Annotated in this window: 18 protein-coding genes; 7 read left to right on the top strand and 11 right to left on the bottom strand. The window is 66.8% G+C overall.

All coding sequences use genetic code 11. The features are described 5' to 3' along the window. Positions 1-1173 (bottom strand): divalent metal cation transporter (locus tag SX243_15960; GenBank protein ID MDY7094467.1); only part of this gene is annotated, 1173 nt, incomplete at its 3' end. Between the two features lie 62 nt (positions 1174-1235). After that, the gene (locus SX243_15955; protein MDY7094466.1) at positions 1236-2510 is read right to left on the bottom strand and encodes a tetratricopeptide repeat protein; all 1275 of its coding nucleotides are present in this window, start codon (positions 2508-2510) and stop codon (positions 1236-1238) included. 148 nt (positions 2511-2658) lie between these two features. Here SX243_15955 and SX243_15950 point away from each other — a divergent pair, with 148 nt between their 5' ends. Then, positions 2659-4281, top strand: a complete 1623-nt coding sequence (locus SX243_15950; GenBank protein MDY7094465.1) for a beta-ketoacyl synthase N-terminal-like domain-containing protein — start codon at positions 2659-2661, stop codon at positions 4279-4281. A gap of 152 nt (positions 4282-4433) precedes the next feature. On the opposite strand, the gene SX243_15945 is transcribed toward SX243_15950, so the two are convergent. From SX243_15945 to SX243_15935, 3 genes are all read right to left on the bottom strand, one after another. Beyond that, a complete protein-coding gene (locus tag SX243_15945; GenBank protein ID MDY7094464.1) occupies positions 4434-5384 on the bottom strand; it encodes a fructosamine kinase family protein in 951 nt (316 codons plus the stop codon). Further along, complete coding sequence (locus SX243_15940) at positions 5381-5950, bottom strand: low molecular weight protein-tyrosine-phosphatase (protein ID MDY7094463.1); 570 nt, start codon at positions 5948-5950, stop codon at positions 5381-5383. The genes SX243_15945 and SX243_15940 overlap by 4 nt, the downstream gene beginning before the upstream one ends. A gap of 233 nt (positions 5951-6183) precedes the next feature. After that, the gene (locus SX243_15935; protein MDY7094462.1) at positions 6184-6525 is read right to left on the bottom strand and encodes a metalloregulator ArsR/SmtB family transcription factor; all 342 of its coding nucleotides are present in this window, start codon (positions 6523-6525) and stop codon (positions 6184-6186) included. A 711-nt stretch (positions 6526-7236) separates the two neighbouring features. Here SX243_15935 and SX243_15930 point away from each other — a divergent pair. The 4 genes from SX243_15930 (at position 7237) to SX243_15915 (ending at position 14160) form a co-directional block, all read left to right on the top strand. Further along, complete coding sequence (locus tag SX243_15930; protein ID MDY7094461.1) at positions 7237-9468, top strand: molybdopterin oxidoreductase family protein; 2232 nt, start codon at positions 7237-7239, stop codon at positions 9466-9468. A gap of 97 nt (positions 9469-9565) precedes the next feature. After that, a complete protein-coding gene (locus SX243_15925; GenBank protein MDY7094460.1) occupies positions 9566-10759 on the top strand; it encodes an ATP-binding protein in 1194 nt (397 codons plus the stop codon). Next, complete coding sequence (locus SX243_15920; protein ID MDY7094459.1) at positions 10756-11763, top strand: AAA family ATPase; 1008 nt, start codon at positions 10756-10758, stop codon at positions 11761-11763. Before SX243_15925 ends, SX243_15920 begins: the two co-directional genes overlap by 4 nt. A gap of 126 nt (positions 11764-11889) precedes the next feature. Continuing rightward, positions 11890-14160, top strand: coding sequence for a S8 family serine peptidase (locus SX243_15915; protein MDY7094458.1), 2271 nt, complete (start codon positions 11890-11892; stop codon positions 14158-14160). Between the two features lie 34 nt (positions 14161-14194). On the opposite strand, the gene SX243_15910 is transcribed toward SX243_15915, so the two are convergent. After that, the gene (locus SX243_15910) at positions 14195-15295 is read right to left on the bottom strand and encodes an aminopeptidase (protein ID MDY7094457.1); all 1101 of its coding nucleotides are present in this window, start codon (positions 15293-15295) and stop codon (positions 14195-14197) included. A 137-nt stretch (positions 15296-15432) separates the two neighbouring features. On the opposite strand from SX243_15910, the gene SX243_15905 reads away from it, so the two are divergent. Then, positions 15433-16230 carry a Calx-beta domain-containing protein gene (locus SX243_15905; GenBank protein ID MDY7094456.1) on the top strand — a complete coding sequence of 266 codons (798 nt, stop codon included), beginning with the start codon at positions 15433-15435 and terminating at the stop codon, positions 16228-16230. A 292-nt stretch (positions 16231-16522) separates the two neighbouring features. Here SX243_15905 and SX243_15900 read toward each other — a convergent pair whose 3' ends face one another. The 4 genes from SX243_15900 to upp form a co-directional block, all read right to left on the bottom strand. Continuing rightward, the gene (locus SX243_15900; GenBank protein MDY7094455.1) at positions 16523-17743 is read right to left on the bottom strand and encodes a hypothetical protein; all 1221 of its coding nucleotides are present in this window, start codon (positions 17741-17743) and stop codon (positions 16523-16525) included. A gap of 330 nt (positions 17744-18073) precedes the next feature. Next, the gene (locus SX243_15895; GenBank protein MDY7094454.1) at positions 18074-20203 is read right to left on the bottom strand and encodes a sodium:solute symporter family protein; all 2130 of its coding nucleotides are present in this window, start codon (positions 20201-20203) and stop codon (positions 18074-18076) included. A 15-nt stretch (positions 20204-20218) separates the two neighbouring features. Further along, the gene (locus tag SX243_15890; protein MDY7094453.1) at positions 20219-20590 is read right to left on the bottom strand and encodes an MGMT family protein; all 372 of its coding nucleotides are present in this window, start codon (positions 20588-20590) and stop codon (positions 20219-20221) included. Between the two features lie 58 nt (positions 20591-20648). Then, positions 20649-21278, bottom strand: coding sequence for a uracil phosphoribosyltransferase (gene upp / locus SX243_15885; protein ID MDY7094452.1), 630 nt, complete (start codon positions 21276-21278; stop codon positions 20649-20651). A gap of 237 nt (positions 21279-21515) precedes the next feature. Here upp and SX243_15880 point away from each other — a divergent pair, with 237 nt between their 5' ends. After that, positions 21516-22658, top strand: a complete 1143-nt coding sequence (locus SX243_15880; protein ID MDY7094451.1) for a VWA domain-containing protein — start codon at positions 21516-21518, stop codon at positions 22656-22658. 54 nt (positions 22659-22712) lie between these two features. Here SX243_15880 and SX243_15875 read toward each other — a convergent pair. Further along, on the bottom strand, positions 22713-23230 hold a 518-nt coding region (locus tag SX243_15875), incomplete at its 5' end, for a hypothetical protein (protein MDY7094450.1).

Below are 23230 nucleotides of genomic sequence, written 5' to 3'. Positions count from 1 at the left end.
CTCCGGATCCTCGATGAGGCGGGTCACCGCCCACAGATTGAGGCCGAAATAAAACGGAGAGAGAAGCAGGCCGAGGGCACCCACCACTTTGACCACCGCCGCCGGGTCGGGCACTGCGGCGAGGATCGCCATGCCGCCGAAGGTCACCGCCAGCAGGAAGATCCAATAGGCTCGCGGGCTGGCGCCGCTGACCCCGCCGGCGGAGACGGCGGGCTCGCCGCGCAGCACCTGGAGGACCGCCACGAAGGTGCGGGGGAAGCCGTCCATGGAGGTGTAGCAGGTGGTGAGGAGGGCGAAGAAGGCGGTGGTGAGGAAGACCGGTCCCATCCACGGCCCGAGCACCGAAGTGTAGATCTGGGACAGGGTCGTGGCCACCTCCGGCCCCTCCGGTACCAGGCCCCGGGGGTAGAGCAGGGTGGCGCCGAGGCAGACGAAGGCCGCCGCCAGCAGCGCCGACAGGCCGTAGCCCAGGCGTAGATCCGCGAGCCCTTCCCGCAGGCGGGAGCGGCGCTCCGCCGGGGCGTCCGGGGTGCCGGGGCGGAAGCGGCCCTGCTCCAGGGCCCAGAGGCTCTGCCACACCGACACCGCCACCGAGGTGGGCATGAAGCCGAGAATCGCCGCCACCAGCAGGATCGAACCCTCCGGCAGCCTCGGTCGCAGCATCCCCGGCAGCTCCGAGGCCGCCGGCGGCGCGGCGAAGAAGGCCACGGCGGTGCCGAGGGCGAAGAGCAGCATGAGCAACAGATTGAGAGCCCGCAGCGAGGCGTAGCGGCCCCAGCGCAGCAGCGCCAGCAGCCCCAAGGCCAGGACCAAGCTCCAGCCGCCGAGGCTCAAGAGTCCCACCGCCGCCACCAAGAAGGAAGCGGTGAGCCCCAGCAATGCCGCCAGCACGCCGGCGGCCTGCAGGGTCATGTCCAGCAGGCCCATCCACAGCGCCCAATGCTTGGGGCCCGGCGCTCGGGCGTAGGCTTCGAGCAACGACTCCCGCCGCGCCGCCACGTAGCGCGGGGCGAATTCGAAGGCGGGGTATTTGAGCACGTGCACCGCCAGCACCAGCCACACCAGCTGCAGCTCATAGCGGGCACCGGCCTCCGGGCTCATGAGGATGTGGCTGGCCCCCACGGAGGTGGCGGCCAGCAGAATGCCCGGGCCGAGGCTGCGCAGCTTGATCATGGTGAGGGTTCGGTTCCAGGAAGGGAGTGGTTCCGGGAAGGGAGTGCCTCCCGGCGCCGGGCTCAGTTCAGATAGCCCAGCATCTCCTCGGCGTCCCGAGCCCAGGACGACTCCGGCGCCAGCTCCTGGACTCTGGCCAGGTGCTCCTTGGCCTTGGCGTTATTGCCCAGGTTGAGGTAGCAGCGGCCCAGGGTGTAGTGGGCCTCCGCCATCTCCGGCCGCGCCGCCACCACCTCTTCCAGCTGCGCCCGGGCAGCTTCGTAGTCGCCCGCCTTGAACAGGCTCTCGGCCTCCTGGTACTTCCGCTCCTGCGCCGCTTCCGGAGCCTGGGCCTCCAGATCCTGCACCGCCGCGGCGAGGGCGTCCTCGTCTCCCAGGGCGCTGGCGGCGGAGATCTGCAGGCTCAGCGCGGACTCGTTCTGGGGGTCGATCTCCAGGGCCCGCTGAGCACTCTCCAGGGCGCCGGCGGCGTCCTCCCGTTGCAGCCGGTAGCTGGCGACGGCGGCGTGGGCGGCGGCGAGCTCGGGGTTGAGGCGGGTGGCGGCGACAAAGCGCGCTTCCGCCTGGGCCGCTTCACCGGCGTTTTGCTGCAGGACACCGTCGTTGAACACCAGCACCGAAGAGTAGGAACCGATCTTCACCGCTTCGTCGGAGCCCTCCGCCACCGCCGCCGCCAACCCTTCGACGGCGCGGCTCAGCCGCTCTTCGTCCTTCAAGGTCAGCGCCGTCTCCAGCAGCAGCCGCAGGGCCGGCAGCGAGTCCTCGTCCGCTGCCAGCAGCGCCTCCGCCGCCTCCGCGGAGCGCTCCGGCCGGTTGGCCGCCAGGGCGGCCTCGGCGATGGCCCGTTGGGCTTCCATCAGCTCCGGGTTGAGCTCCGCCGCCTCCTCGAAGGTCGCGAGGGCGGTTTCCGCGTTGCCGCTCTGGAGCTCCTCGACGCCGCGGTTGTAGAGCTCCACCGCCCGTCGCCGGAGCGCTTCCGGACTGTCCAAGGACGGCATGGTGAGCTCGTAGGTACGGTCGTAGCGGGGGTCGATTTCGAGGGTGGTGATGAGGCTGTCGTAACCCTCCGCCGTGAGGGTCCAGAGATAGCTCCGGTCGGCGCGCTCGAGGGTCACCACGAAGCGCCCCTTGTCGTCGGTGACCAGCTGCTCGGACCAGCCCGGCGCCTCCGGGCTCGTCACCCGCACCGAGACCCCCGGCAGGGCTTCGCCTTCGGGGCTGTTCACCACCGCCTCGATGCGCACCGACTTCTTCCCCTTGCGGGCGGCGTGGGCCTCCGTGGGGACCAGCAGGGCGAGGAGCAGGAGGGCGAGAACGGCGGAAAGAATCGGTCGCATGGGGTGCAATCTCCTGGCGGATGAACGGGGCCCGGCGCTGGACGCGCCGGCATCGAAGCTTTGCCGCGAGGCTCGGCGGCCCGGTCGGCGCCGTCGATTGTACCGATGCCGGCCCATCCCTGCACGGCATGGGGTAAAGTCGCTGGCCATGAGCACGGAAAGGAAGCGCGTGGGGATCTTCGGCTGGGGAGTGGTGGCTCCCCGGTCGCCGAATATCGAAGCCTTTGAAAAGAACCTGGAGCGGGCCACCACCTGGCTGAAGCCCTTCGACGGCTTTGGTCCGAGCAACTTCCTGGTGGGGGAGCCGGACTTCGATTTCAGCGTCTACCGGCCGTGGATCGACCAGCGCTTCGAGCCCCGTCGGTTCTCCATGCTCGACGCCAAGATGGGGGACATGGTCAAGTACGCTCTGGGTGCCTTCATCCAGGCCCTGGGGCAGAATCCCGGTCTCGAAGAGGAGCTCAAAAGCCTCGGCTCCGAGGCCCACGTCTACGTCGGTACCGGTCTCGGCGACTTCTCGGTGCAATACGACATCGCCCGGGAGTATCAGCGCGCCCAGCGCCGCTGGAACCGCTTCTGGTGCAAGGCTCCTCACTGTCCGCCGCTGGAACGCTACCGCAGCCTCGACGAGGCGGCGGCGCGGGAGCTGCTGGTGGAGCTGGAGGCACCGGCGGATCTGGCGGACCACGATCCCACCGCGCTCGATCCCTACGACGACGGCTTTCTCGAAGCCTCGGACCGCTGGCACGAGTTCTGGGCGCGCCATTCCCAGGGCCTGGCGGACTTCCTCGCGGAGCTGCAGGAGATCGAGGCGGAGGGCATCGGCGACGACGTCGAGAGCTCCAAAGGCCATGTGATCCGCCGCAAGCTGGCGGCGCGCAAGAAGCTGCGGGACCGCTGGCAGTGCCCGACAGAGCCGTGGAATGCCGTCGACGCCCGCCTGTTGTGGAATATCCCCAATATTCCTGCGGCCCAGATCTCCATGCTCGGCGGCATCACCGGCCCGGCGGTGGCCCCCATCGCCGCCTGCGCCGGCTTCGGCGCCGCCCTCAAGCTGGCGGATGCCGCCATCCAGGCCGGCGAGGCCAAGGTGGTGGTGGTGGGCACCACCGATCCCAAGCCCCATCCCCTCACCGTCGGCAGCTTCTACCAGGCGCGGGTGATGTCCCACGACGGCCGCGTCTCCAAGCCCTTCACCGGCATGCGCGGCACCCACGTCTCCGGCGGCGCCTGCGTGTGGATCGTCGGCGACGCCGACTACCTGATGGCCAAGGGAATGCAGCCCCTGGGGCTGGAGATCGTCGGCGTGGCGGTGAGCTCCGACGCCGACCACATCATCACCCCGTCGGAAGAGGGCCCCCGCAGCGCCATGCGCCGGGCCATGGCGGTGGCGCAGGTAGAGCCGGAGGAGGTCTCCACCTGGGATATGCACGCCACCGCCACCCCGGGAGACTGGCAGGAGCTGCAGAACGCCCTGGCGGTGCTGCCGGGGAAGACCCGCTTCACCGCCCGCAAAGGCTCCTTCGGGCACGGCATGTCGGTGTGCGGAGGCTGGGAGCTCACCGCCCAACATCTCGGCGTGGTGACCGGCAAGCTCCATCCCGTGGATCTGCAGGAGGCGGAGCTGCATCCTCAGGTGCAGCCCTATTTCGACTCCCTGGTGCTCGATCAGCCGGAGGTCGCCGGCGACGGCAGCGTGGCGGGGAAGATCAATATGGGCATCGGGGGAATTAATGCGTGCGTCATCTGCCGTACGTGGGGTCGCCGCTGATCGCACGCCATCTCGTCAAGTGCTCGTCTCTCGGCTTGTGCGGCGTACTCTCCAGTACGCCTCCGCGCCTCGTTCCTGCGCTTTGACGATCTGACGCACGCTGAGCGGCGATTGGTGACACGCACGCTGCTCGGGGAGACGAGTTTCCGTCGTCAGGCGAAACGCCGCAGCAGGCGCAGGCAGGAGTCGAGGTAGCCGCCGCCGAAGAGATTGAGGTGGTTGAGCAGGTGGTAGAGCTGGTAGAGTTGAAGGCGCTCCTCGGCCCCCGGCTCCAGGGGCCAGACCTCCTGATAACCGCTCTCGAAGTCGGCGTCGAAGCCGCCGAAGAGCCTCGTCATGGCCAGCTCCGCCTCCCGGCGCCCATAGTACGCCGCCGGGTCGATGAGCACCGGCAGGCCGTCGGCGGAGACCAAGTAGTTACCGCCCCAGAGGTCCCCGTGGATCAGCGTCGGCGGCTCTCCAGTCTCGCCCATGGGCTCGCCGATGAGCTCCCCCAGCCGGTCCAGGACCCGATCCCCCAGACGATTCAGCTCCCCGGTTGAGAGGCCCTGGCGCCGCGCCAGATCGAGCTGGAACCCCAGCCGGTGGCGGCGCCAGAAGTCCACCCAATCCTCGGTCCACGGGTTGGGCTGGGGCGTGGTGCCGAGAAAATTGTCGTGTTCGAAGCCATAGCCTTGGGCGGCGTGGGGATCTCGGGTACTCGCTTTGTGCAGTCGGGCCAGGGCGCGGCCGAAACGCGCCGAGAAGCCTGCCGGGCGAGGACCGGTAGCGATGCGTTCCAGGAGCAAGAACGGGTGGCCGGCCTCGCCCACCGCCAGCACCTTCGGCAGCATCAGCTCGGCCTCGAGACCAGCTTGTGCGTCACGGGCGGCGGCCAGGGCGCGGAGGCCTTCCGCTTCCCGCTGGAACATGCCTTGGGGAGCCGCGGAGTTGCTCTTCAGGAAGGCCTCGCGGCCGTTGGAGAGGTGGAGGGTCCAGCTGCGGTGAAAGCTGCTGCCGCCGGCGACTTGGGCATTGCGGATCGAGATCTCGCCGCCGTCGGCGCTCAGCTGCGTCTCGATCTCCTGCTGCAGATCCCGGGGCAGCGCGGTACCCGGAGTCATGGCGCGGGGCGAGACGACTCGTCGAGTACCTTCCCGAGCTCTTCGAGCACCGCCGGGCAGCCGGTCTCCAGCAAGTCCAGCACCTCCTCGAATCCGCGGGTGCCGCCGTAGTACGGATCCGGGACGTCCCGGGGAGCGGTCTCCGGGAGGTAGTCGGCGAAGAGCCGGAGGCGCCCCCGGGGGTCGGGGTGCAGGGCCTGGAGGTCGTGGAAATTCTCCCGATCCATGGCGATGATCAGGTCGAAGGCGTCGAGATCTCCTTCCAGCACCCGCCGGGCGCGGCTGGTCAGCTCATAGCCTCGCTGGCGGGCGGCGGCGCGCATACGGGCGTCCGCCGGCTCCCCGGCGTGGGCGCCGATGGTGCCGGCGGAGTCGACGCCGATGCGGTCGTCCAATCCCTGCTCCGCCAGCAGCGAGCGGAACACGCCCTCGGCGGCGGGGGAGCGGCAGATATTCCCCATGCATACGAAGAGGACGTTGGGGCGGGGGAGGGAGAGCGCAGGGCTCTCGTTTTCGGAGCTCGGATTTTGGGCGTTGGGAAACATGATGACGGCGGATTGTCTCACAATCCTCGCTCCGGAGACTCGCCGGAGAGCAGGGAGTTTCTACCTGCCCGGGAGATATTCCCATGTCTCTAAGCCTCTATTCCGTCTTGAGACGGTGAGACGAGGGAGCCCAGAGAATGAGAACGATGGGCCCCCGTTTCTGACGACAGACAAGCGTCCAGCTCCGGGGCTCGGAAGCCGCCGGAGGAGGAATTGGGCTGTTTCTTGGACGCTGTTGGGGAGTGGATCGAGGCTCAGCTGGTCATGCCGGAGTCGCTCTCGCCGGCCACCGTCGGGGTGGATGCGCTGCCGCCGGGGACATCCCGCAGCATCTCCTCGCAGGAGCGGAACTGCTGGAAGAACCGGCGCATGGCGGCAGCCAGCTCAGCGTGGTTGAGGCGGTAGATCACCGACTGTCCTTGACGCTCATCAATCACGAGATTTGCGTCTCGAAGGATGGATAGATGCCTCGAAATTGTAGGTTGAGATAGGTTGAAGTTCTCTACGATCCCTCCAACCGCACTCTGATTCTCTTCCAGGAGCTCCAGGATTCGCCGTCGCGTTTCGTCCGAAAGGGCTTTGAACGTCTTGCTCATCTGCCGTTTGGCTCGGCGCTCCGACAGGGTCTCGTCCGGCGCCGTCGCGAAGTGCTGGTCCATCAACGTGTTCCTCGTGCTGTTCATCGCTGCTTCCATTGATTGTCCCCCCACCAGGTGGTTGAGTGATCCATCGACCGGTCGGCCTTCTTCGAGACGGTTTGCCTTCTTGGACGTCTATCCGCGAAGAACCGTCGCTCTACGCCCGCAGAAGAATTCCGGTGATGTAGATATGCAAATGTAGTGCCATTTCTCGTCGAGACTGCCGCCCCTTCGCGGGCGCTGCTGAGGGCTGACTGTCTCGAAAGGAAGTTGTTTATTTTCAGTGACTTGACGTCCGCTCGGTGATTCTGCCGAAGGCGCTCCCGGGGCGCCTGGGGGAGGCCTTTTCGAGTCGGTTGATCCAAAGAGTTGAAGCGGCGGTGACAGAAAATGGAGAGGCATGAGGCGAACGGTCCGTCCGCTGGGTGATGAGAGCAATGCCCGCCCCTCGACGTTGCCATGGGAGTTTTTCGGCTCATCGAAGAGAAAGAACTGCAGATCCCATACCAACTCTGACGGTCCACCCGTTACGGTCCACCCGTGATGGCCCACCCGTGATGCCTTGCTCCGAGCCTGGGCAGAGCGACGCGATAGACTCCCGAGCGACGTTCTCGAATTGAGCTTGTTGTTCGCCGAGCTCATCCTCTGCCGGTCGTCAGGAGATCATCCATGGCTGAGATTCACTACCGTGCCTGCCCCCTCTGTGAGGCCATCTGCGGCCTGCGCATCGAAGTCCAGGAGGGGAAGGTCACCTCCATCCGCGGCGACGACGACGATCCCTTCAGCCGCGGCCATCTCTGCCCCAAGGCGGTGGCGCTGCAGGACATTCACACCGATGGGGACCGCCTGCGCCGGCCGCGCCTCCGCACCGGCGACGGCTGGCGAGAGCTGGAGTGGCCGGAGGCGCTGGATCTCGCCGCCCGGCGCCTGCGGCGAGTCCAGGAGGAGCACGGCCGTCACTCCGTGGCGGTCTATCTGGGCAACCCGACGGTGCACAACTACGGAGCCCTGCTCTACGCGCCGGCGTTCATCTCCGCCCTCGGCACCCGCAACCGCTTTTCCGCCACCTCCGTGGACCAGCTGCCCCACCACCTGGCGGGCCGGCTGATGTTCGGCCACATGCTCCTGATTCCGGTGCCCGACGTCGACCGCACCGACTTCTTCCTGATGTTGGGAGCCAATCCGCTGGCCTCCAACGGCAGCTTGATGACAGCTCCCGGCATCCGCCGCCGGCTGAAGGAGCTCCAGGGCCGCGGCGGGCGTTTGGTGGTGGTGGATCCACGGCGCACCGAGACGGCGAAGCTGGCGGATCAGCACCTCTTCATCCGCCCCGGCGGCGACGCCCTACTGCTGGCGGCGCTGCTCCGCGAGCTGCTCCATTCGTCGCCGCGAGGGGGAGCCGGCGAGGAGGAGTTCCAGCGCCGGCTAGCTCCCTTCACCGACGGTCTGGAGGCGGTGCGGGAGGCCGTCGAACCCTTCACCCCGGAGGCGGTGGAGGCGGGCACCGGGGTGGCGCCGGAGACTCTCCGGCAGCTGGCGCGGGACTTCGCCGAGGCGCCGTCGGCGGTGTGCTACGGCCGCATGGGTGCCTCCACCCAGGCCTTCGGTGCCCTCTGCCAATGGCTGATCAACGTCATCAACACCGTCACCGGCAACCTCGACCGCCCCGGCGGCGCCCTCTTCGCCCGCCCCGCGGTGGACGTGGTGAAATCCTCCGGGCGCGGCGGCGTGGGCCGCTTCAAGAGCCGGGTACGGGGCCTGCCGGAATTCGGTGGCGAGCTACCGGTGGCGGCGCTGGCGGAGGAGATGGAGACCCCTGGCGAGGGGCAGATCCGGGCGCTGGTCACCCACGCCGGCAACCCGGCGCTCTCCACCCCCAACGGCCGGCGGCTGGAGCGGGCTCTGGGGGAGCTGGACTTCTTCGTCGCCATCGACTTCTACGTCAACGAGACCACCCGCCACGCCGACCTCATCCTGCCCCCCACCGGGCCGCTGGAGCACGAGCACTACGACCTCGCCTTCCACGCGCTGGCGGTGCGCAACACCGCGCGCTTCTCCCGGGCGGTCTTCGACGCGGAGCCGGGAGCGCTCCACGACTGGCAGATCTTCGACCAGCTGCGCAGCCGGCTGCAGCGCTTCGGCCCCCGCAAGGCACCGCTCAAGAAGCGCCTGGCGGGCTGGCTGACGGGCCGCCTCGGGCCCCGCAGGCTGCTCGATCTGGGGCTGCGCACCGGTCCCTACGGTGGCGGCCTCAACCCCCTGGCCAAAGGCCTGCGGCTACGGAATCTGCTGGACGACCCCCACGGCATCGATCTCGGCCCCCTGGAGCCTAGCCTGCCGCGGCGCCTGCGCACCCGCGACCGCCGGCTGCACCTGGCGCCGGAAGAGCTGCTGGCGGATCTGGTGCGGCTCCGGGAGCACCTGCCCGCGGGAGACTCCGCCGGCTCTTCGGCCCAGGCCGAGACCGGGACCCCGGGGGAGCCGGGAGCCCTCCAACTCATCGGCCGGCGCCAGGTGCGGAGCAACAACTCCTGGATGCACAACTATCCCCGGCTGATGCGCGGCAAGGATCGCTGCACCCTCCTCATGCATCCCGACGACGCCACCGCCCGGGGCCTTGCGGATGGCGCCCGGGTCTCCGTGCGCTCGCGGGTGGGCAGCATCGAGGTGCCTCTGGAGGTCAGCGACGAGATGATGGCCGGCGTCGTCAGCCTGCCCCACGGTTGGGGCCACGGCCGATCCGGTGTGGAGCTGGAAACCGCCACCGAGCACCCCGGCGCCAGCATCAACGACCTCACCGACGACCAGCGCATCGACCCCGTCTCCGGCAACGCCGCCTTCTCCGGCGTCCCCGTCACCGTCCAAGCCGCCGCCGGAGCCGGGGAGGAGGCGGCGGAGTAGGCGGAGGGGGCCACGCTGCTAGACTGCTGGTCGTGTTGGAAAACCCCGTCGAGTTGAAGAACCCCGTCGCGGTGAGGACGGCATCGGAGAAGGATTCATGACCCTGGATGAGACCAGCCTGGAGGCACTGCTGCGGGATCTCGAATCAGATCGGGTCGAGCGCAAGCGTTCCGCCAGGGACACCAAGGATATTCGGAGGGCTATCTGCGCCCTGGCCAACGACCTTCCGGACCACGGTAGTCCCGGCGTGATCTTCGTGGGCGTTGAGGATGACGGTACCTGCGCGAGTCTGGAAATCACCGACGGGATGCTGAAGAAGCTCACCGAGATGCGTTCCGACGGCAAGATCCAACCCTTCCCGACGTTGCGAGTGCAGAAACGAACCTTGGCGGGCTGTGAGGTTGCGGTTCTCGAGGTTGAGCCTTCGAAGGTTCCCCCGGTGCGTCTGGACGGCCGGACCTTCGTACGGGTGGGGCCCACCACGCGGCAGGCCAGTCCTGAGGATGAGCGCCAGCTGACGGAGAGGCGCCGCGCCGGTGATCTGCCCTTCGACTTGCGGCCGGAGCCGGCAGCCACCCTCGAGAACCTGGACCTGGAGCACTTTCAGCAGGTCTATCTTCCCAGCGCGGTGGCGGGGGAGGTACTGGAACAGAATCAGCGAACCCTCGAAGAGCAGCTGGCGTCCTTGCGCATGACCACGCCGGACGGTGTCCCTACTCACCTGGGACTTCTGGTGCTCGGGCGAGATCCCCGTGAGTTCATACCCGCGGACTACGTCCAGTTCTTGCGTATCGAGGGAGGAGATCTTACCGACCCGATCAAGGATCAACGGGAGATCGACGGCACCCTGCTGGATTTGCTCACCAAGCTGGACGAGACCCTGAAAGTGCACATCTCTGTAAGCCTCGATCTCCTGGCTGGAGATACTGATGTCCGCAAAGCCGACTATCCCATCGCTGCGCTCCAGCAGCTCGTGCGCAACGCCGTTCTGCACCGCAACTACGAAGGCACTCACGCACCGGTACGCATCACGTGGTTTGACGACCGCATTGAGATTCAGAACCCCGGGGGTCCCTATGGCCAGGTGACCCGTGAGAACTTCGGCCAGCCCGGGGTCACCGACTACCGCAATCCCCATCTGGCGGAAGCGATGAAGAATCTGGGATTTGTTCAGCGATTCGGAGTGGGCATTGCCCTCGCTCGCCAGCAGCTGGAAGCCAACGGCAACCCGCCGCTGGAGCTGCAACCGACGGACCAGAACGTTCTGGCGATCGTGCGGAGGCGCTCATGACGCCGGTCTCCATCGCCTTCTTCAACAACAAGGGCGGGGTGGGCAAGACTTCTTTGGTCTACCACCTGGCCTGGAAGCTGGCCGATGAGGGGCTGCGGGTCCTGGCGGCGGATCTGGATCCCCAGGCGAACCTCAGCGCCGCCTTCCTTGACGAGGATCGGCTCGAGGAGCTGTGGAGCGACGAAGCAGACCGGGGGACGGTCTTTCAGGCGGTGCAGCCCCTGATGCGAGGAACCGGGGATATTCAGCCCGCCCACGTTGAGATCGTCGACGACGCTCTGGCGTTGTTGGTAGGAGACTTCTCCCTATCCCAATTCGAGGATGAGCTTGCAAGCCAATGGTCTGGATGTCTTGGCGGCAAGGAGCGCTCGTTTCGCGTTATTTCGTCGTTCTGGAGAGTGATAGAGAAGGCCGCCGAAGAGCACGGAGCTTCTGTCATCCTGGTCGATCTGGGGCCGCATTTGGGGGCGATCAACCGCGCCGCATTGATTGCGGCGGACCACGTGGCGGTGCCGGTGTCACCGGATCTCTTTTCACTCCAGGGCCTGCGCAATCTGGGGCCGACGCTTCATCGTTGGCGTGAGGAGTGGCAGGATAGGTTGAGAAAGAACCCGCGCCCGGAGGAGCTTGAGCTCCCTTCCGGAGCGATGCAGCCAGCGGGCTATATCGTCCTCCAGCACGCGGTTCGTCTGGACCGGCCGGTGAAGGCCTACGATAAGTGGATTCGCCGAATTCCGGGTACCTACGCCAAATACGTTCTGTGGCAGCCATTGGAAGAGCCTATGACGGTGACCGAGGATCCCCATTGCCTGGCACTTCTCAAGCACTATCGCAGCCTGATGCCTATGGCTCAGGAGGCACGCAAGCCCATCTTTCACCTCAAGGCCGCCGACGGGGCCATCGGTGCTCACTCCTCTTCGGTGCAGCGAGCGGACCAGGATTTCTTAGAGTTGGCGGAGCACTTGATGCAGGCTGTTGGTGTGCCCATGCCGGTTCTTCCTTGAGCTCCTTGTGCGGACCTACCCGTGAGCCCGCTGCTACTATCCAGAATCTGAACTAGATTTCCGCCCGTCGGCTTGTCTTCGATGGACGACCACCGACGAGGCCTTTGCTTTTCGAGAGGAGCAACCGTGCGCTCGACCTTCCTGGTGACCTGTTGTCTGTTGGTCTGCGGAATCTTCCTCGCTCTGCCGGCGGCGCCGGCGGGGGCGGAGGATCGGAACCTGATCTTGCTGGAATCTGGTTTCTTCGATCCCGCCCAGCCCCAGGCCTTGGAGGAGGGGTTGGCTATCGCCGAGGGGGAGGCCGGGAGCGAGGTGCTCTTGGTCAAGCTCTCGGGGCCTGCTTCGGTGGAGCAGCAGCGGGCGCTCGGAGCTGTGGTGGAAAGAGTCTACGCCTACCTGCCCCACGACACCTTCCTGGTGCGGACCAAGTCCCTCGGCGCTGTAGAGCGGGGCCGGGTGGCGAGGGCCGTGGAGGCCTCTTGGCTGGGGACCTACCAGCCGGCCTACAAGATCTCTCGGCGCCTGGCGGCGATCACGGCGGATGGAGTTGCGGTCGGCGCTGAAGGGACCCTCGGGGACGAGAAATCTACCGCCCACCGGCTGCCGGTGATGGTGCGCGTCTTCCCCGACGGGGATCTCGCTACGGTGACCCGGCGGCTGATGGATCTCGGAGCCGGCACGCCGGTGGGCTCGGCGGCGGGGGAGCGCTTCGGCCGCCTGCGCTTCCTGCTCACCGCGCAGCAGATCGTCGATCTGCGGTGGGCCATGGCGCGGTTACCGGAGGTCTTCCACCTGGACCTCGAAGGCCGACGGGTGCTGCTCAACGACACCACCAGCTGGGTGGCTCAGAGCGGTGTCTCCGGCGGTGCGGCGACGCCGGTGCACGACCAAGGCATCTTCGGCGCCGGGCAGACGGTGGCGGTGCTGGATACCGGCATTGATCCGGATATGTGTTTCTTCCGCGACGATGCGGCGGGTCTGCCGGCGATCAACCCTTGCGACGGCGGCACCGCCATCGACGGCTCCCAGCGCAAGGTGATCGCGGTGAACTTCCTGTGGAGCAGCGAATGCGCCGGCGGCATCAGCGCCTTCGAGTGGGATACCCACGACCACGGTACCCACGTGGCCGGCACCGTCGCCGGCGACAACCCGGCCACTCCCGGGGTCCGCGACGCCGGGGACGGCCTGGCGCCGGCGGCACGGCTGGTGATCCAGGACGGCGGGGTCTTCTTCGACAACTGTGCTGACCTACCGGGCTTGGGTTGCCCGGTGGTGGACCTCAACCCCATCTTCCAGCAGACCTACGACCAGGGCGCACGGATCCACACCAACTCTTGGGGGGATCGGGAGAATTTCACTCCGCACAATATCTACAGTGCCGGCAGCGAGGACGCTGACGAGTTCATGTGGGAGCATCCGGAATTCCTGCTGGTCTTCGCCGCCGGCAACTCCGGCCCCTCGTCGGAGACCGTGGGCAGTCCCGCCACGGGCAAGAATGTGGTCGCCGTGGGGGCTACCCGCCGCGGCTCCTCCGCTGAGAGCCTGGCCAGCTTCAGCAGCTGTGGCCCCACCGACGACGGCCGCATCAAGCCCGACGTGACTATGCCCGGGGAGAGCATCATCTCCGCCAACAACGACTCCAACACCGGCACCAACAACTGCAACACTCGCTCCATGAGCGGCACCAGCATGGCGGCGCCGGGGGTTGCGGGGGCGGCGGCGTTGGTCCGGGAGTACTACACCGGTGGCTGGTATCCCTCCGGCAGCGCCCAGCTGGGGGATGCTTTCACCCCGTCGGCGGCGTTGCTCAAGGGCTCCCTGGTGCACTCCGCCCAGGCCATGACCAGCGTCGGCCAGTCCATCCCCGCGGATTGCCAGGGCTGGGGCCGGGTGCTGTTGGACAACGTACTGTACTTCGCCGGTGAGGACCGCGATCTGTGGATCGAGGACGACACCAGCGGACCGGCATCGGTGGGGCCGGATCAGACCCGCCGCTCCGCCTTTCAGGTGAGCCCGGGAGAGTCTCTCAAGGTCACCCTCACCTGGACCGACTACCCCTCCACGCCGGTGGCGGCGGTGCATCTGGTCAACGACCTGGATCTGCTGGTGAGCGGTCCCTCCGGCACCTTCCGGGGCAACGTTTTCGCCGGCGGCGCCTCCGGTACCGGCGGTACCTTCAACCACCGGGACACGGTGGAGCAGGTCTACCTGCCGGCACCGGCGGCGGGGGAGTACACGGTCACCGTCGACGCCTTCAATCTGCCCCAGGGGCCCCAACCCTACGCCCTAGTGGTGAGCGGCGATCTGACGGCGCTGCCCGATGCCAGCCTCTTCTCCGACGATTTTGAGGGCGGGAATGCGGGGGCCTGGTCGGCGGTGGTCTCGGACCAGAATTGACGGGGGATAGAGGACCGGCCCGTTACAGGACCTGCTAGAGAGTCGGCGGGCTCAGGACCCGCTCCCGCTCCTCCGGCGAGGCTTGAGCCAGCTCTTCGGCGGCGGCATAGAAGCAGGGCAGCTCGCCGCGGCATTGCTCCAGCAAGCGCTGGAATCCTTCCTGGTAGCGATGATAGGCCCCCACCGCCGCCAGGTCGGCATTGTTCAACGGGCGGGAGAACCAGGGCTCGTAGGCGGCCCAGATCGGGTCCTCCCGCTCCAGACGCCGGTGGGCGTCTCGTAGCTCCCCGAGGATCCGGCCCTTGTGCCAGCGTTTCCAAGCCTTGCCGCGGTCGGTGGCGTAGATCTCCTCCAGCTGCTGGCGGTGCTCGAGCACCAGGTCGACGAAGCGGGCTTCCAGCGCCTTCGCCCGGCGCTGGGCTGCGACCTGGTCGCCCTCTCCATGCTCCTCCAGCCAGCGTTCCACTCCCGCCAGCTCCACCACCGTGGCGAAGCTCTCGTTGAAGGTGGTGTCGCCGGGCAAGTACAACCGTTGGTGCGCTAGCTCGTGAAAGACCAGGGCAGCGAGGCGCGGTGCCGGCAGCTCGACGAAGGTGTTGAGCACCGGGTCGGCGAACCAGCCGAGGGTGGAGTAGGCGGTCACCGGGCTGATGCGCACATCCAGGCCGCGGCGCTCCAGGGTTCTGGCGAAGGCTTCTGCGCGCTGGCGGGAGAAGTATCCGCGGTAAGTGACGCAGCCGGCGAAGGGAAAGCACCACTCCACCGGCCGCATGGAGAGCTCCGGCGCAGCGACCACGTTCCACAGGGCATAGGGGCGGCCGAGGTCGCTGTAGCTGCGGTAGCTGTCGTTCTCCGGCAGGTGCAGCTCTGCGCTGGCGAAGGCGCGGGCGGAGAGGGCGGTGGTGAGGCCGCGGCGCACCGGCGGTGGTGTCGCGGGGTCCGCCACCAGCTCTTCGATGGGCTGGCGCTGGAGCAGCACCTCGAGACCGCCCCGCAGGCTCTGGGTGTAGAAGCGCACGCCGGAGCAACCCGACGCCAGCACCAACAGACCGGCCACCGCCAGGGCGGCGCCCCATCGCAAAGTCCGCCCACCAGAACGTGGCCGGGCGACGGGAGCGTGCGGGGACGATGTCATCGAAGGTTCATTCGGCGGGTTGTACACTAAATCCAAGAGATCGGGATCGAGGGTGTCCATCGGCAGTTCGTGGGTGGACGGGAACTCTCCGAACCGGTTCTCGATTCGACCTACGTACCCCTCATCAGGAGGTTCTCATGCGCCAGCATCATTGTGTCACCGTTCTTCTTGGACTTCTTCTCGCCGGGCTGGCTTGGGGACCCACTGCCCACGCCCAGGATCCCGCGGGGATGCTCTTCTTCTCCTCCGCCGCCTACACCGCCAACGAGACCGGTGGCGCCATCACCATCACCGTCTTCCGGTCGAACGGGGACGACGACGGCAATATCTCGGTGGGATACGCCACCGCCGGCGGCAGCGCGACACCGGGCTCCGACTTCCAGAACACCTCGGGAACCCTGCAATGGCCCGACGGTGACGACAATCCCCGCAGCTTCCAGGTCCAGATCCTCGACGACAGCGTGATGGAAGGTTCCGAGACCTTCGCCGTCACTCTTTTCAACCCCACCGGCGGGGCCAGCCTGGGCTCTCCTGCCACCGCCACCGTCACCATCAGCGACGACGACAGCGGTCCCGGCGGCGGAACCTGTACCGCTACCGCCAATGCCATGTGCCTCAACGGCGGCCGCTTCCGGGTCAGCGGGACCTTCAATCCGCCGGGGATGATCGGTGGCGACGCCCGCGCCGTCCAGCTCACCGGCGACACCGGCTATTTCTGGTTCTTCAACGCGGAGAATGTGGAGTTGGTGGTCAAGGTGATCGATGGCTGTGCGGTCAATGGCCGCTATTGGGTCTTCGCCGGGGGCCTGACCAACGTCGAGTTCGAGCTCACGGTGGAGGATACGGAGCGCGGCGGAACCCGCACCTACACCAACCCGCAACGCACGGCGTTCCTGCCGATTCAAGATACTCGGGCCTTCCTGACCTGTCCGTAGCAGAGGAGCTAGCAGCCCGTGGTGAAAGTCAGACGCCAGCGAGAGCGAGCAATTTTTCGCCGAATCAAGGCCGGAAAACCGCAGGCGATGCGAGTATCGACGAGGTTTTCGAACGAAGATTCGGCGGAAAAGGGCCGCGCGTAGCGCGGCTCGACTTTCACCACGGGCTGCTAGGCTCCGGGAGCTGCGCTCCTTGGAGCAAGCTCTCTTCGAGCCCATGAAGGCCACGGGCCGACACCCCCGAAAGGAGGCGTCGGCCCGTGGCCTTTTGTCCTTCAGGTGCGTTGGCAGCCTAGAGAGGGAAGGAGAGGCAGAAGTTGTTGAGCAGAGAGAAGAGACCGTTGAAAGAGTTGATGCAGGTGAAGCCGCCACCGTCGAGATCTCCGGAGATCTGAGTATTGATCAAGGTGGTCTCGCAATCGGTGTGGTTGGCGATGGCTTCGACGAAGCCTTCCAGCTTCGAATCGCGGATCACTGGGGCCGAAGAAGCCTCGTTGAGCATGGCGGTGGAGTCGGCACCGAGGGCGATGGCGGAGACGTCCTTCAGAACTGGCGAGGATCCGTCGTTGTGGATGGCGATATTGCTCGACGAACCGCCGCTGACCTCGATGTTGAGATTCTCCAACGTCGGGGACTCTCCGATGTTCTGAATGCCCACCACGTCCGCGCCGTCCTCCTTGAAGATGGTCAAGGAAGCCAGGCGGGAGTCGTCCGAACCCATCACCACGACGTCGCTGGCGGAGGTGATGAGCGTCGATTCCGCACCGGACCCGACCACGCTGATGCCCGGCTTGAGCACGATGGGACCGTCTTCCATGAAGGTTCCCGGCGAGACCTCGATGACATAGGGGTTGTCCGGGGAGGCGTCGGTGATGGCATCCACCGCTTCCCCGATGCTGGTGAAGTCGCCGCCGGGGCTGGCCACCCGAACCAAGTTCTGGGCCATTTCCATGAAGTAGCCGGTGACCTCCAGCTTCACGTGCGCCGGCGCGCCGTTGATCTGAACATTGATGTCGCCGCTGGTGCAGGGATCCACCCCCACCTCACCGCATAGGGGGATGATGGCGAAATTGTTGAATTTCAGCGGCGGAACCGTGTCTTCATAGTTGTCGATGGGCAGGGGCGAATCGAGCTCGTCGGCGGGCCAGACCTTGATGCTGCCGCGACCTTCCACGCCCAATGTCTTGATGTTCACTGCGATGGCGGCCACCCGATTCTGGATCTCGAGGACTCCGGTGGTGAAGCCGGGCAGTCCGCAGCCGCTGGCGGAGCCACCGTAGCCAGCGAGGTTGGTGCTCTCGCCGCGGATGGTGTAGGTCCGGGTCTCGCCATCGGTGAATTTGTCGTCGACCGCGGCGGTGTTGACCAAGGTGCATATGGAGAGCGGTTTGAAAATGAATCCGGTGTCGATGGTTTGGGACTGAGCCGGGATGGTGAGGCTCAGAGCCAGGGCTGCCGTGAGGAAAGAAAGGATGAATCGGCAGGCGGTGAGACTGAAAATCTGGTTTCGCACGAAATCCTCCGTCAGTGATTGGATCTGTCAGTAAGTGACCTTCTTGAGCCAGTCGATTTGAACGGTTGTTGTTGCCTCCTTTCGGGTGCGTTCAGCATCAACTGCTAAAGAAGCTACTCCCGGCGTGCAGATTCTGTCAAGCATATTTATGGAATTAAAATATTTGTTCGAAGGGCTTGAGGTAGCTATATATCTCTAATCGATATCCGTCTCAGTATTTTGGGATGCTTTTCGCAATATGTCTCATTTTCCCGACCGGACAGCGGTCAGGGAGGCTACGGCGAAAAGACGCTTTCGAAGCGGGCTTCCGGCGCTTCGGAATATTGCGATTTATCTTTTCTTGGGTTCGGATGAGAAAAATGAGACAGAATCTGTGAGGATTCTGAACAAACCGAGGGCGGCGGCGGCCAATAGTAGAAGTCCCCGCAAGGGATTCCCGAGGACCAGGTCGCCGATGCCGGCGAGGGATCCGAAGACCACCACCAGACCGATGCCGAAGCGCAGGATGGAGCCGCGGACGGGTTCGCTCTCGCCGTCGAGATAGGGGCGCCAGCTCGGTCCCGGCGGCCGCACTCGGCGGGCGAAGCGTTGCAGGGTGGCGGGGTCGTTGGCCGGCCCCAGCAGGGCCACCGGGATCCAGGTGCCGAGGCTCGCACCAGCGATGGCGAGAATCTTCACCCAGCCGGGAACTGCTGTGAGAAAGAACGGATTGGGACCGCCGAAGAGGGTCGGGGTGCCGAGCAGCTCCAGCAGCACCGCCAGCACCGTGGTGACCGCCATGGCGGCGAGCTCCGCCCAGGGTGTGACCCGCGACCAATACCAGCGGGCGGCGGAGACGCTGCCCAGGCCGGCGCCGAGGGTGACCAGGAAGCGCCAGACGGCGGCGATGTCCTGAACGAAGAGAGCGGCGACGCCGGCGAGGATGGCCATGGCGACGATGGCCAGGCGACTGACCAGCACATAATGGCGCTCCGCCGCCGCCGGGCGCAGGAAGCGGCGGTAGATGTCCTGCACCAGATAGGAAGCGCCCCAATTGGTGTGGGTGTCCACGGTGCTCATGAATGCCGCCAGCAGGCTCGCCACCACCAGGCCCAGGAGGCCGGAGGGGAGGGTGCGGCCCATCATCAGCGGGTAGGCCATCTCCCGGTCCGTCAGCTCCACCCGCAGTCCGGGAAGGCGCGCCGTCCGCGGTACTGTCTCCGAGGCGGTGGAGCAGCGGGCTTCGAGGGTGTAGAAGCCGCTGTCGGGGAAGGAGCCGAAGTCGGCGACCACCCGGTCGCTGTGGCGTTCGACGCGACGGGCCGATACCGCCGGAGCGTCCCCCGCCGGCTGAGCCGAAACCGAGCAATCCCCGGCGGGAAGCCCGCGGAGCTCGATTTCCCCACCCACCGCGACGTCCAGGTGGCCGGGAGCGGCGACCCAGTCGCTTCCCGTGCTACCGGTCCCGGAGGCGGTGGCCCGCAGGCTGTCCGGGGCGGTGCCCGGAAGCTGGGGAAAGACCACCAGCGCCGCCAGCGCCACCACGATCCACGGCCACGGCCGCAAGGCGTTGTGAGCGATGCTGAACCACAGGCTGGCGCCCTGGGCCTGGGTCTCGTCCCGGCAGGCGGCGAGGCGCTGCACGATATAGCCGTTGCCTTCCGCATAGCGCCACCAGCCGGCGAGGAGCAAGACGGTGAAGAAGATCGGCGGCAGGGTCGGATGCTCCGCCGGAGGCACCAGGGAGAGTACGTCCCCGACGGTGCGGTGGCCGGCCTCCGCCACCGCCTGATCGAGCGCCGGCAAAAGACCCTGGCCCGCCGCTTGGGCCGCTTCCGACGCTCCCATGCCCCCGAAGCCCTGGACCACCAGCACCGCCAGCACCACCGCCCCTCCCATGCCCAGGGCGAATTGCACCAGGTCGGTGATCACCACCGAGCGGAAGCCTCCGAGCACCGTGTAGGTCACCGACACGGCGACGCAGACGGCGATGACCACCGCCGGTTCGAAATCGAAGAAGGCGCGGGAGATCTTGACCATGGCGGCGATCACCCAGGCCATGGTCAGGCAATTGATGAAGATACCGAAGTACAGTGCCTTGACCACCCGCAGCGCCGCCGCCGGCCGCCCGCCGTAGCGCAACTCGGTGATTTCGGCGTCGGTGATGACTCCCGATCGGCGCCACAGGCGGGCGAAGAAGAAGGTGGCGGAGAGGTGAGCGATGGCCCAGCTCCACCAGATCCAATTGCCGCTGATGCCGTCGGCGGCGACGATGCCGGTGACCGCCAGGGGAGTGTCGGCGGCGAAGGTGGTGGCGACGATGGAGGTGCCGGCGAGCCACCAGGGGAGCTTGCGGTCGCCGACGAAGAAACTCTCCACCCCCCGCCCGGCGCGGCGCAAGAATCGGCTGCCGATGCCCAGGGCGAAGACCACGTAGAGGGCGATGATCGCCAGGTCCAGGGGGGAGAGGGTGGGGCGCATGGGGCAGGCGAGATTTTAGTCGGCGATGGAGCTATCGTCCGGATGAGCTTCGAAATCGTCCTCTGGCTCCCAGCGAAACCGCCGCAGATCCACCCGCCCGGCGGCGTTGAACTCCACCCCTTCTTCCTCCAGCAGGAAGCGCTGGTGGTGTTCCGCCGGTCCGGGATCACTGCGGGGGCTGACCTCGCCGCGGGCGTTGATCACCCGCTGCCAGGGCACGTCCGAGCCCTCCGGCAGGGCGTGGAGGGCATAGCCCACCAGGCGGGCGTGGCGGGGCAGGCCGGCGAGGGCCGCCACCTGCCCGTAGGTGGCCACCCTGCCCTCCGGGATCGCCCGCACCACCGCGAAGATCCGCCGGTGGCTGTCGCTGGAGCCGCTGCCGCTCACGGCCGACGCTCGTCGCCGTGGTGTCGGCTCCTTCGGGGCCGGCTGATGGGGGGGCGGTTCATTTGGTGCCGTAGATGCGGTCCCCGGCGTCCCCCAGCCCGGGAAGGATGTAGCCGTGGTCGTTGAGGCAGCGGTCGACGGCGGGGGTGAAGATGGGGACGTCCGGATGCTGCTTGTGGAAGGCCTCGATACCCTCCGGCGCCGCCAGCAGGCAGGCGAATTTGATCGATCGGGGCTGCGTCTTCTTGATCCGCTCCACCGCGGCGATGGCGGAGTTGCCGGTGGCGAGCATGGGGTCGACGACGATGACGTCCCGATCCTCCATCTGGGGCGGTACCTTGAAGTAATACTCCACCGGTTCCAGCGTCTCCGGATCGCGGAACAGGCCGACGTGTCCTACCCGCGCCGACGGCAGGGTTTGGAGCATGCCGTCGAGAATTCCGTTGCCGGCCCGCAGAATGGAAATGATGGCGATCTTCTTGCCCTCCAGCACCGGCGCCTCCATGGTCTCCAGCGGCGTATCGATGGTCTCCGTCACCAGCGGAAAGTCGCGGGTCAGCTCGTAGGCCAGGAGCATGCTCACCTCCTGGACCAGGGCGCGGAACTGCCCCGTGCTGGTGCTCTTCTTGCGCATCAAGGTGAGCTTGTGTTGGATGACCGGATGCTCGATGACGTGGACCTCTGGCATATCGTGATCCCTTCGATGGTTGGATGCTTGAATATTGGGTGCTGCCCTGATCGAAGCCATGATCGTTCGCGGATCCGGCCCCGCTTTCGGATGATCGGTGTTTGGGCCGCCGTCCATGATACTGCGCCGCGGCTGCCCGGCGGCGCCTGGCGGTGCCTGAGGACGACGTTGGGATTCCATCAGCGCTGATATCCTAGCGGGGTTCCTCCCATCCATCGCCCTCAAGGAGATCCGCTCATGATCTGCACTCCTCTCTCCTGGCGCATCGTCGGCTTGGTGGTTCCGGCGGCACTCCTTCTCGCGTTCTCTTCGCTGGCCCAGCTCCCGGACCCGGTCGAGGCGGAGGGAGCAGCGCGGCAGGGAGAGGTCTTCGAAGGCCAGGTGGAAGTTGCCGAGGTGCTGCTGGATGTCTTGGTCACCGATGCCCAAGGCGCGGTGGTGGTGGGGCTGGGGGCGGAGGATTTCCACGTCTGGAGCGACGGCGTGGAGCTACCGGTGACCGGTGCCTCCTTCTACAGCAGCCGCTCGTTTCTCGGCGGCCTCGGTGGTGCCGGCGACGAGCCCGCCGTGAAGGATCAGACCGCCGGGGAGCAACAAGTGGAGCGGCATTTCGTCCTCCTCTTCCACCGCCCGCCGCTGGCTTCGGACGGCAACCCGGCGTTGCGGCAGCGGCTGCCGGAGAGTGCCCGCCGCACGCGGCAGTGGATGCAGGAGGATCTGCTGCCCTCGGATCGGGTGGCGGTGCTCGCCTGGGATGGGGAGCTGGTGCTGCTGCAGGATTTCACCACCCATCGTCCGGCGTTGGAGAGCGCGGTGCAGATCGCCTGTTCCGGCACTCTGGCGGATCGCGCCTGGCCGTCCCGCAGCTCGGCTCCGGAAGGGCCGTCTCCCCTCGCCCGGCGGAGTTGGCATGGCGCGGGAGAGACTCGGGAGAGGGGAGCGGCGGTGGACGTCGAGCCTTCCGTGCTCGACGACCTGCCGGCTCTGGCGGAGCTCTTGGGCGATCTGCCGGGACGCAAGAATCTGGTGCTCTTGGGTAGCGATCTGCCGCGTCCCGGGCGGCTGCCGGAGGCGATCGATCCCTATCGCCGGGCGGAAGAAGCCCTCAACGAGGCCAACGTGGCGGTGTACTCCCTCGACCTATTGGGCCGCGGGCGCTCCGCCGGGGCGGACCAGCTGGCTCTGGGCACCGGTGGCGAAAGCTTTTTCCGCATCCGCTCCGCCCTCGACCCGCTGCGCACCATCGCCCGCCAGACCAGCGGCTACTACCTGCTCAGCGTCCGCGTCGCCGCCGACGCCGGCTACCACCCGCTGGAGGTTCGCCTCGACGATCCCGCCCTCAGCGCCCGCGCCCGGGCGGGGTATCGGGCGGGGAGCTGAGACGCTCCTCTTCGAGGCCGGTTTGTAAGGCGGGCGCCGGCCCACCCTGGGCGGTCAGCCCTCCGCGCGCTGGAGGTGGAAGACCATCACCCCGGCCTGCTCGCCGTTCTGGTGGGAGATCCACCGACTTTCGATCTGGTCGTCGTCGACGAATTTCAGACCGCCGGCGTGGATGTGGGGGTCGACGGCGGGATCGAGGTTGGTGCCGCCGGTGAACTCGAAGACATAGTCGTCGGCGCTGGATTTCGCCCGATCCATCTTCATGGTGGGCTGGTTGCCGCCGGCACAGTAGTGGGTGAGCACCAGGTCCTCGCCGTCCCGGTGGTACATGTTGATCATCTCGTGGTCGGTACCCGGATTCATGGTCTCCATCACCACCGAGTCGTTGGCGGACACCTGGAAGGTATGGCTGACGGTGAAGCCATCCACCTCTTCCTCCTCCGCCCTGCCTTCTCCGGCGGCCTCGCCGTTCCAGGTCCCGGCCAGATTCTTGAGCCGTTCAAAAGCCTGTTCTGCCGTCGGATGCTGATCAGAACCGGCCTCCATACCCGTCTCGGCGGGGCCGGCGGGGC

This window comes from Acidobacteriota bacterium (assembly GCA_034211275.1).
GTDB lineage: Bacteria > Acidobacteriota > Thermoanaerobaculia > Multivoradales > JAHZIX01 > JAGQSE01.
The sequence above is the reverse complement of the archived record's forward strand: the minus strand, read 5'-3'. Positions and strand labels throughout refer to the sequence as shown.

Excerpts from the sequence above, each read along its gene's own strand:
- SX243_15955 (MDY7094466.1), bottom strand. The coding sequence starts at position 2,510 with ATGCGACCGATTCTTTCCGCCGTTCTCGCCCTCCTGCTCCTCGCCCTG.
- SX243_15950 (MDY7094465.1), top strand. The coding sequence starts at position 2,659 with ATGAGCACGGAAAGGAAGCGCGTGGGGATCTTCGGCTGGGGAGTGGTG.
- SX243_15945 (MDY7094464.1), bottom strand. The coding sequence starts at position 5,384 with ATGACTCCGGGTACCGCGCTGCCCCGGGATCTGCAGCAGGAGATCGAG.
- SX243_15935 (MDY7094462.1), bottom strand. The coding sequence starts at position 6,525 with ATGAGCAAGACGTTCAAAGCCCTTTCGGACGAAACGCGACGGCGAATC.
- SX243_15930 (MDY7094461.1), top strand. The coding sequence starts at position 7,237 with ATGGCTGAGATTCACTACCGTGCCTGCCCCCTCTGTGAGGCCATCTGC.
- SX243_15925 (MDY7094460.1), top strand. The coding sequence starts at position 9,566 with ATGACCCTGGATGAGACCAGCCTGGAGGCACTGCTGCGGGATCTCGAA.
- SX243_15920 (MDY7094459.1), top strand. The coding sequence starts at position 10,756 with ATGACGCCGGTCTCCATCGCCTTCTTCAACAACAAGGGCGGGGTGGGC.
- SX243_15910 (MDY7094457.1), bottom strand. The coding sequence starts at position 15,295 with ATGACATCGTCCCCGCACGCTCCCGTCGCCCGGCCACGTTCTGGTGGG.
- SX243_15905 (MDY7094456.1), top strand. The coding sequence starts at position 15,433 with ATGCGCCAGCATCATTGTGTCACCGTTCTTCTTGGACTTCTTCTCGCC.
- SX243_15895 (MDY7094454.1), bottom strand. The coding sequence starts at position 20,203 with ATGCGCCCCACCCTCTCCCCCCTGGACCTGGCGATCATCGCCCTCTAC.
- upp (MDY7094452.1), bottom strand. The coding sequence starts at position 21,278 with ATGCCAGAGGTCCACGTCATCGAGCATCCGGTCATCCAACACAAGCTC.
- SX243_15880 (MDY7094451.1), top strand. The coding sequence starts at position 21,516 with ATGATCTGCACTCCTCTCTCCTGGCGCATCGTCGGCTTGGTGGTTCCG.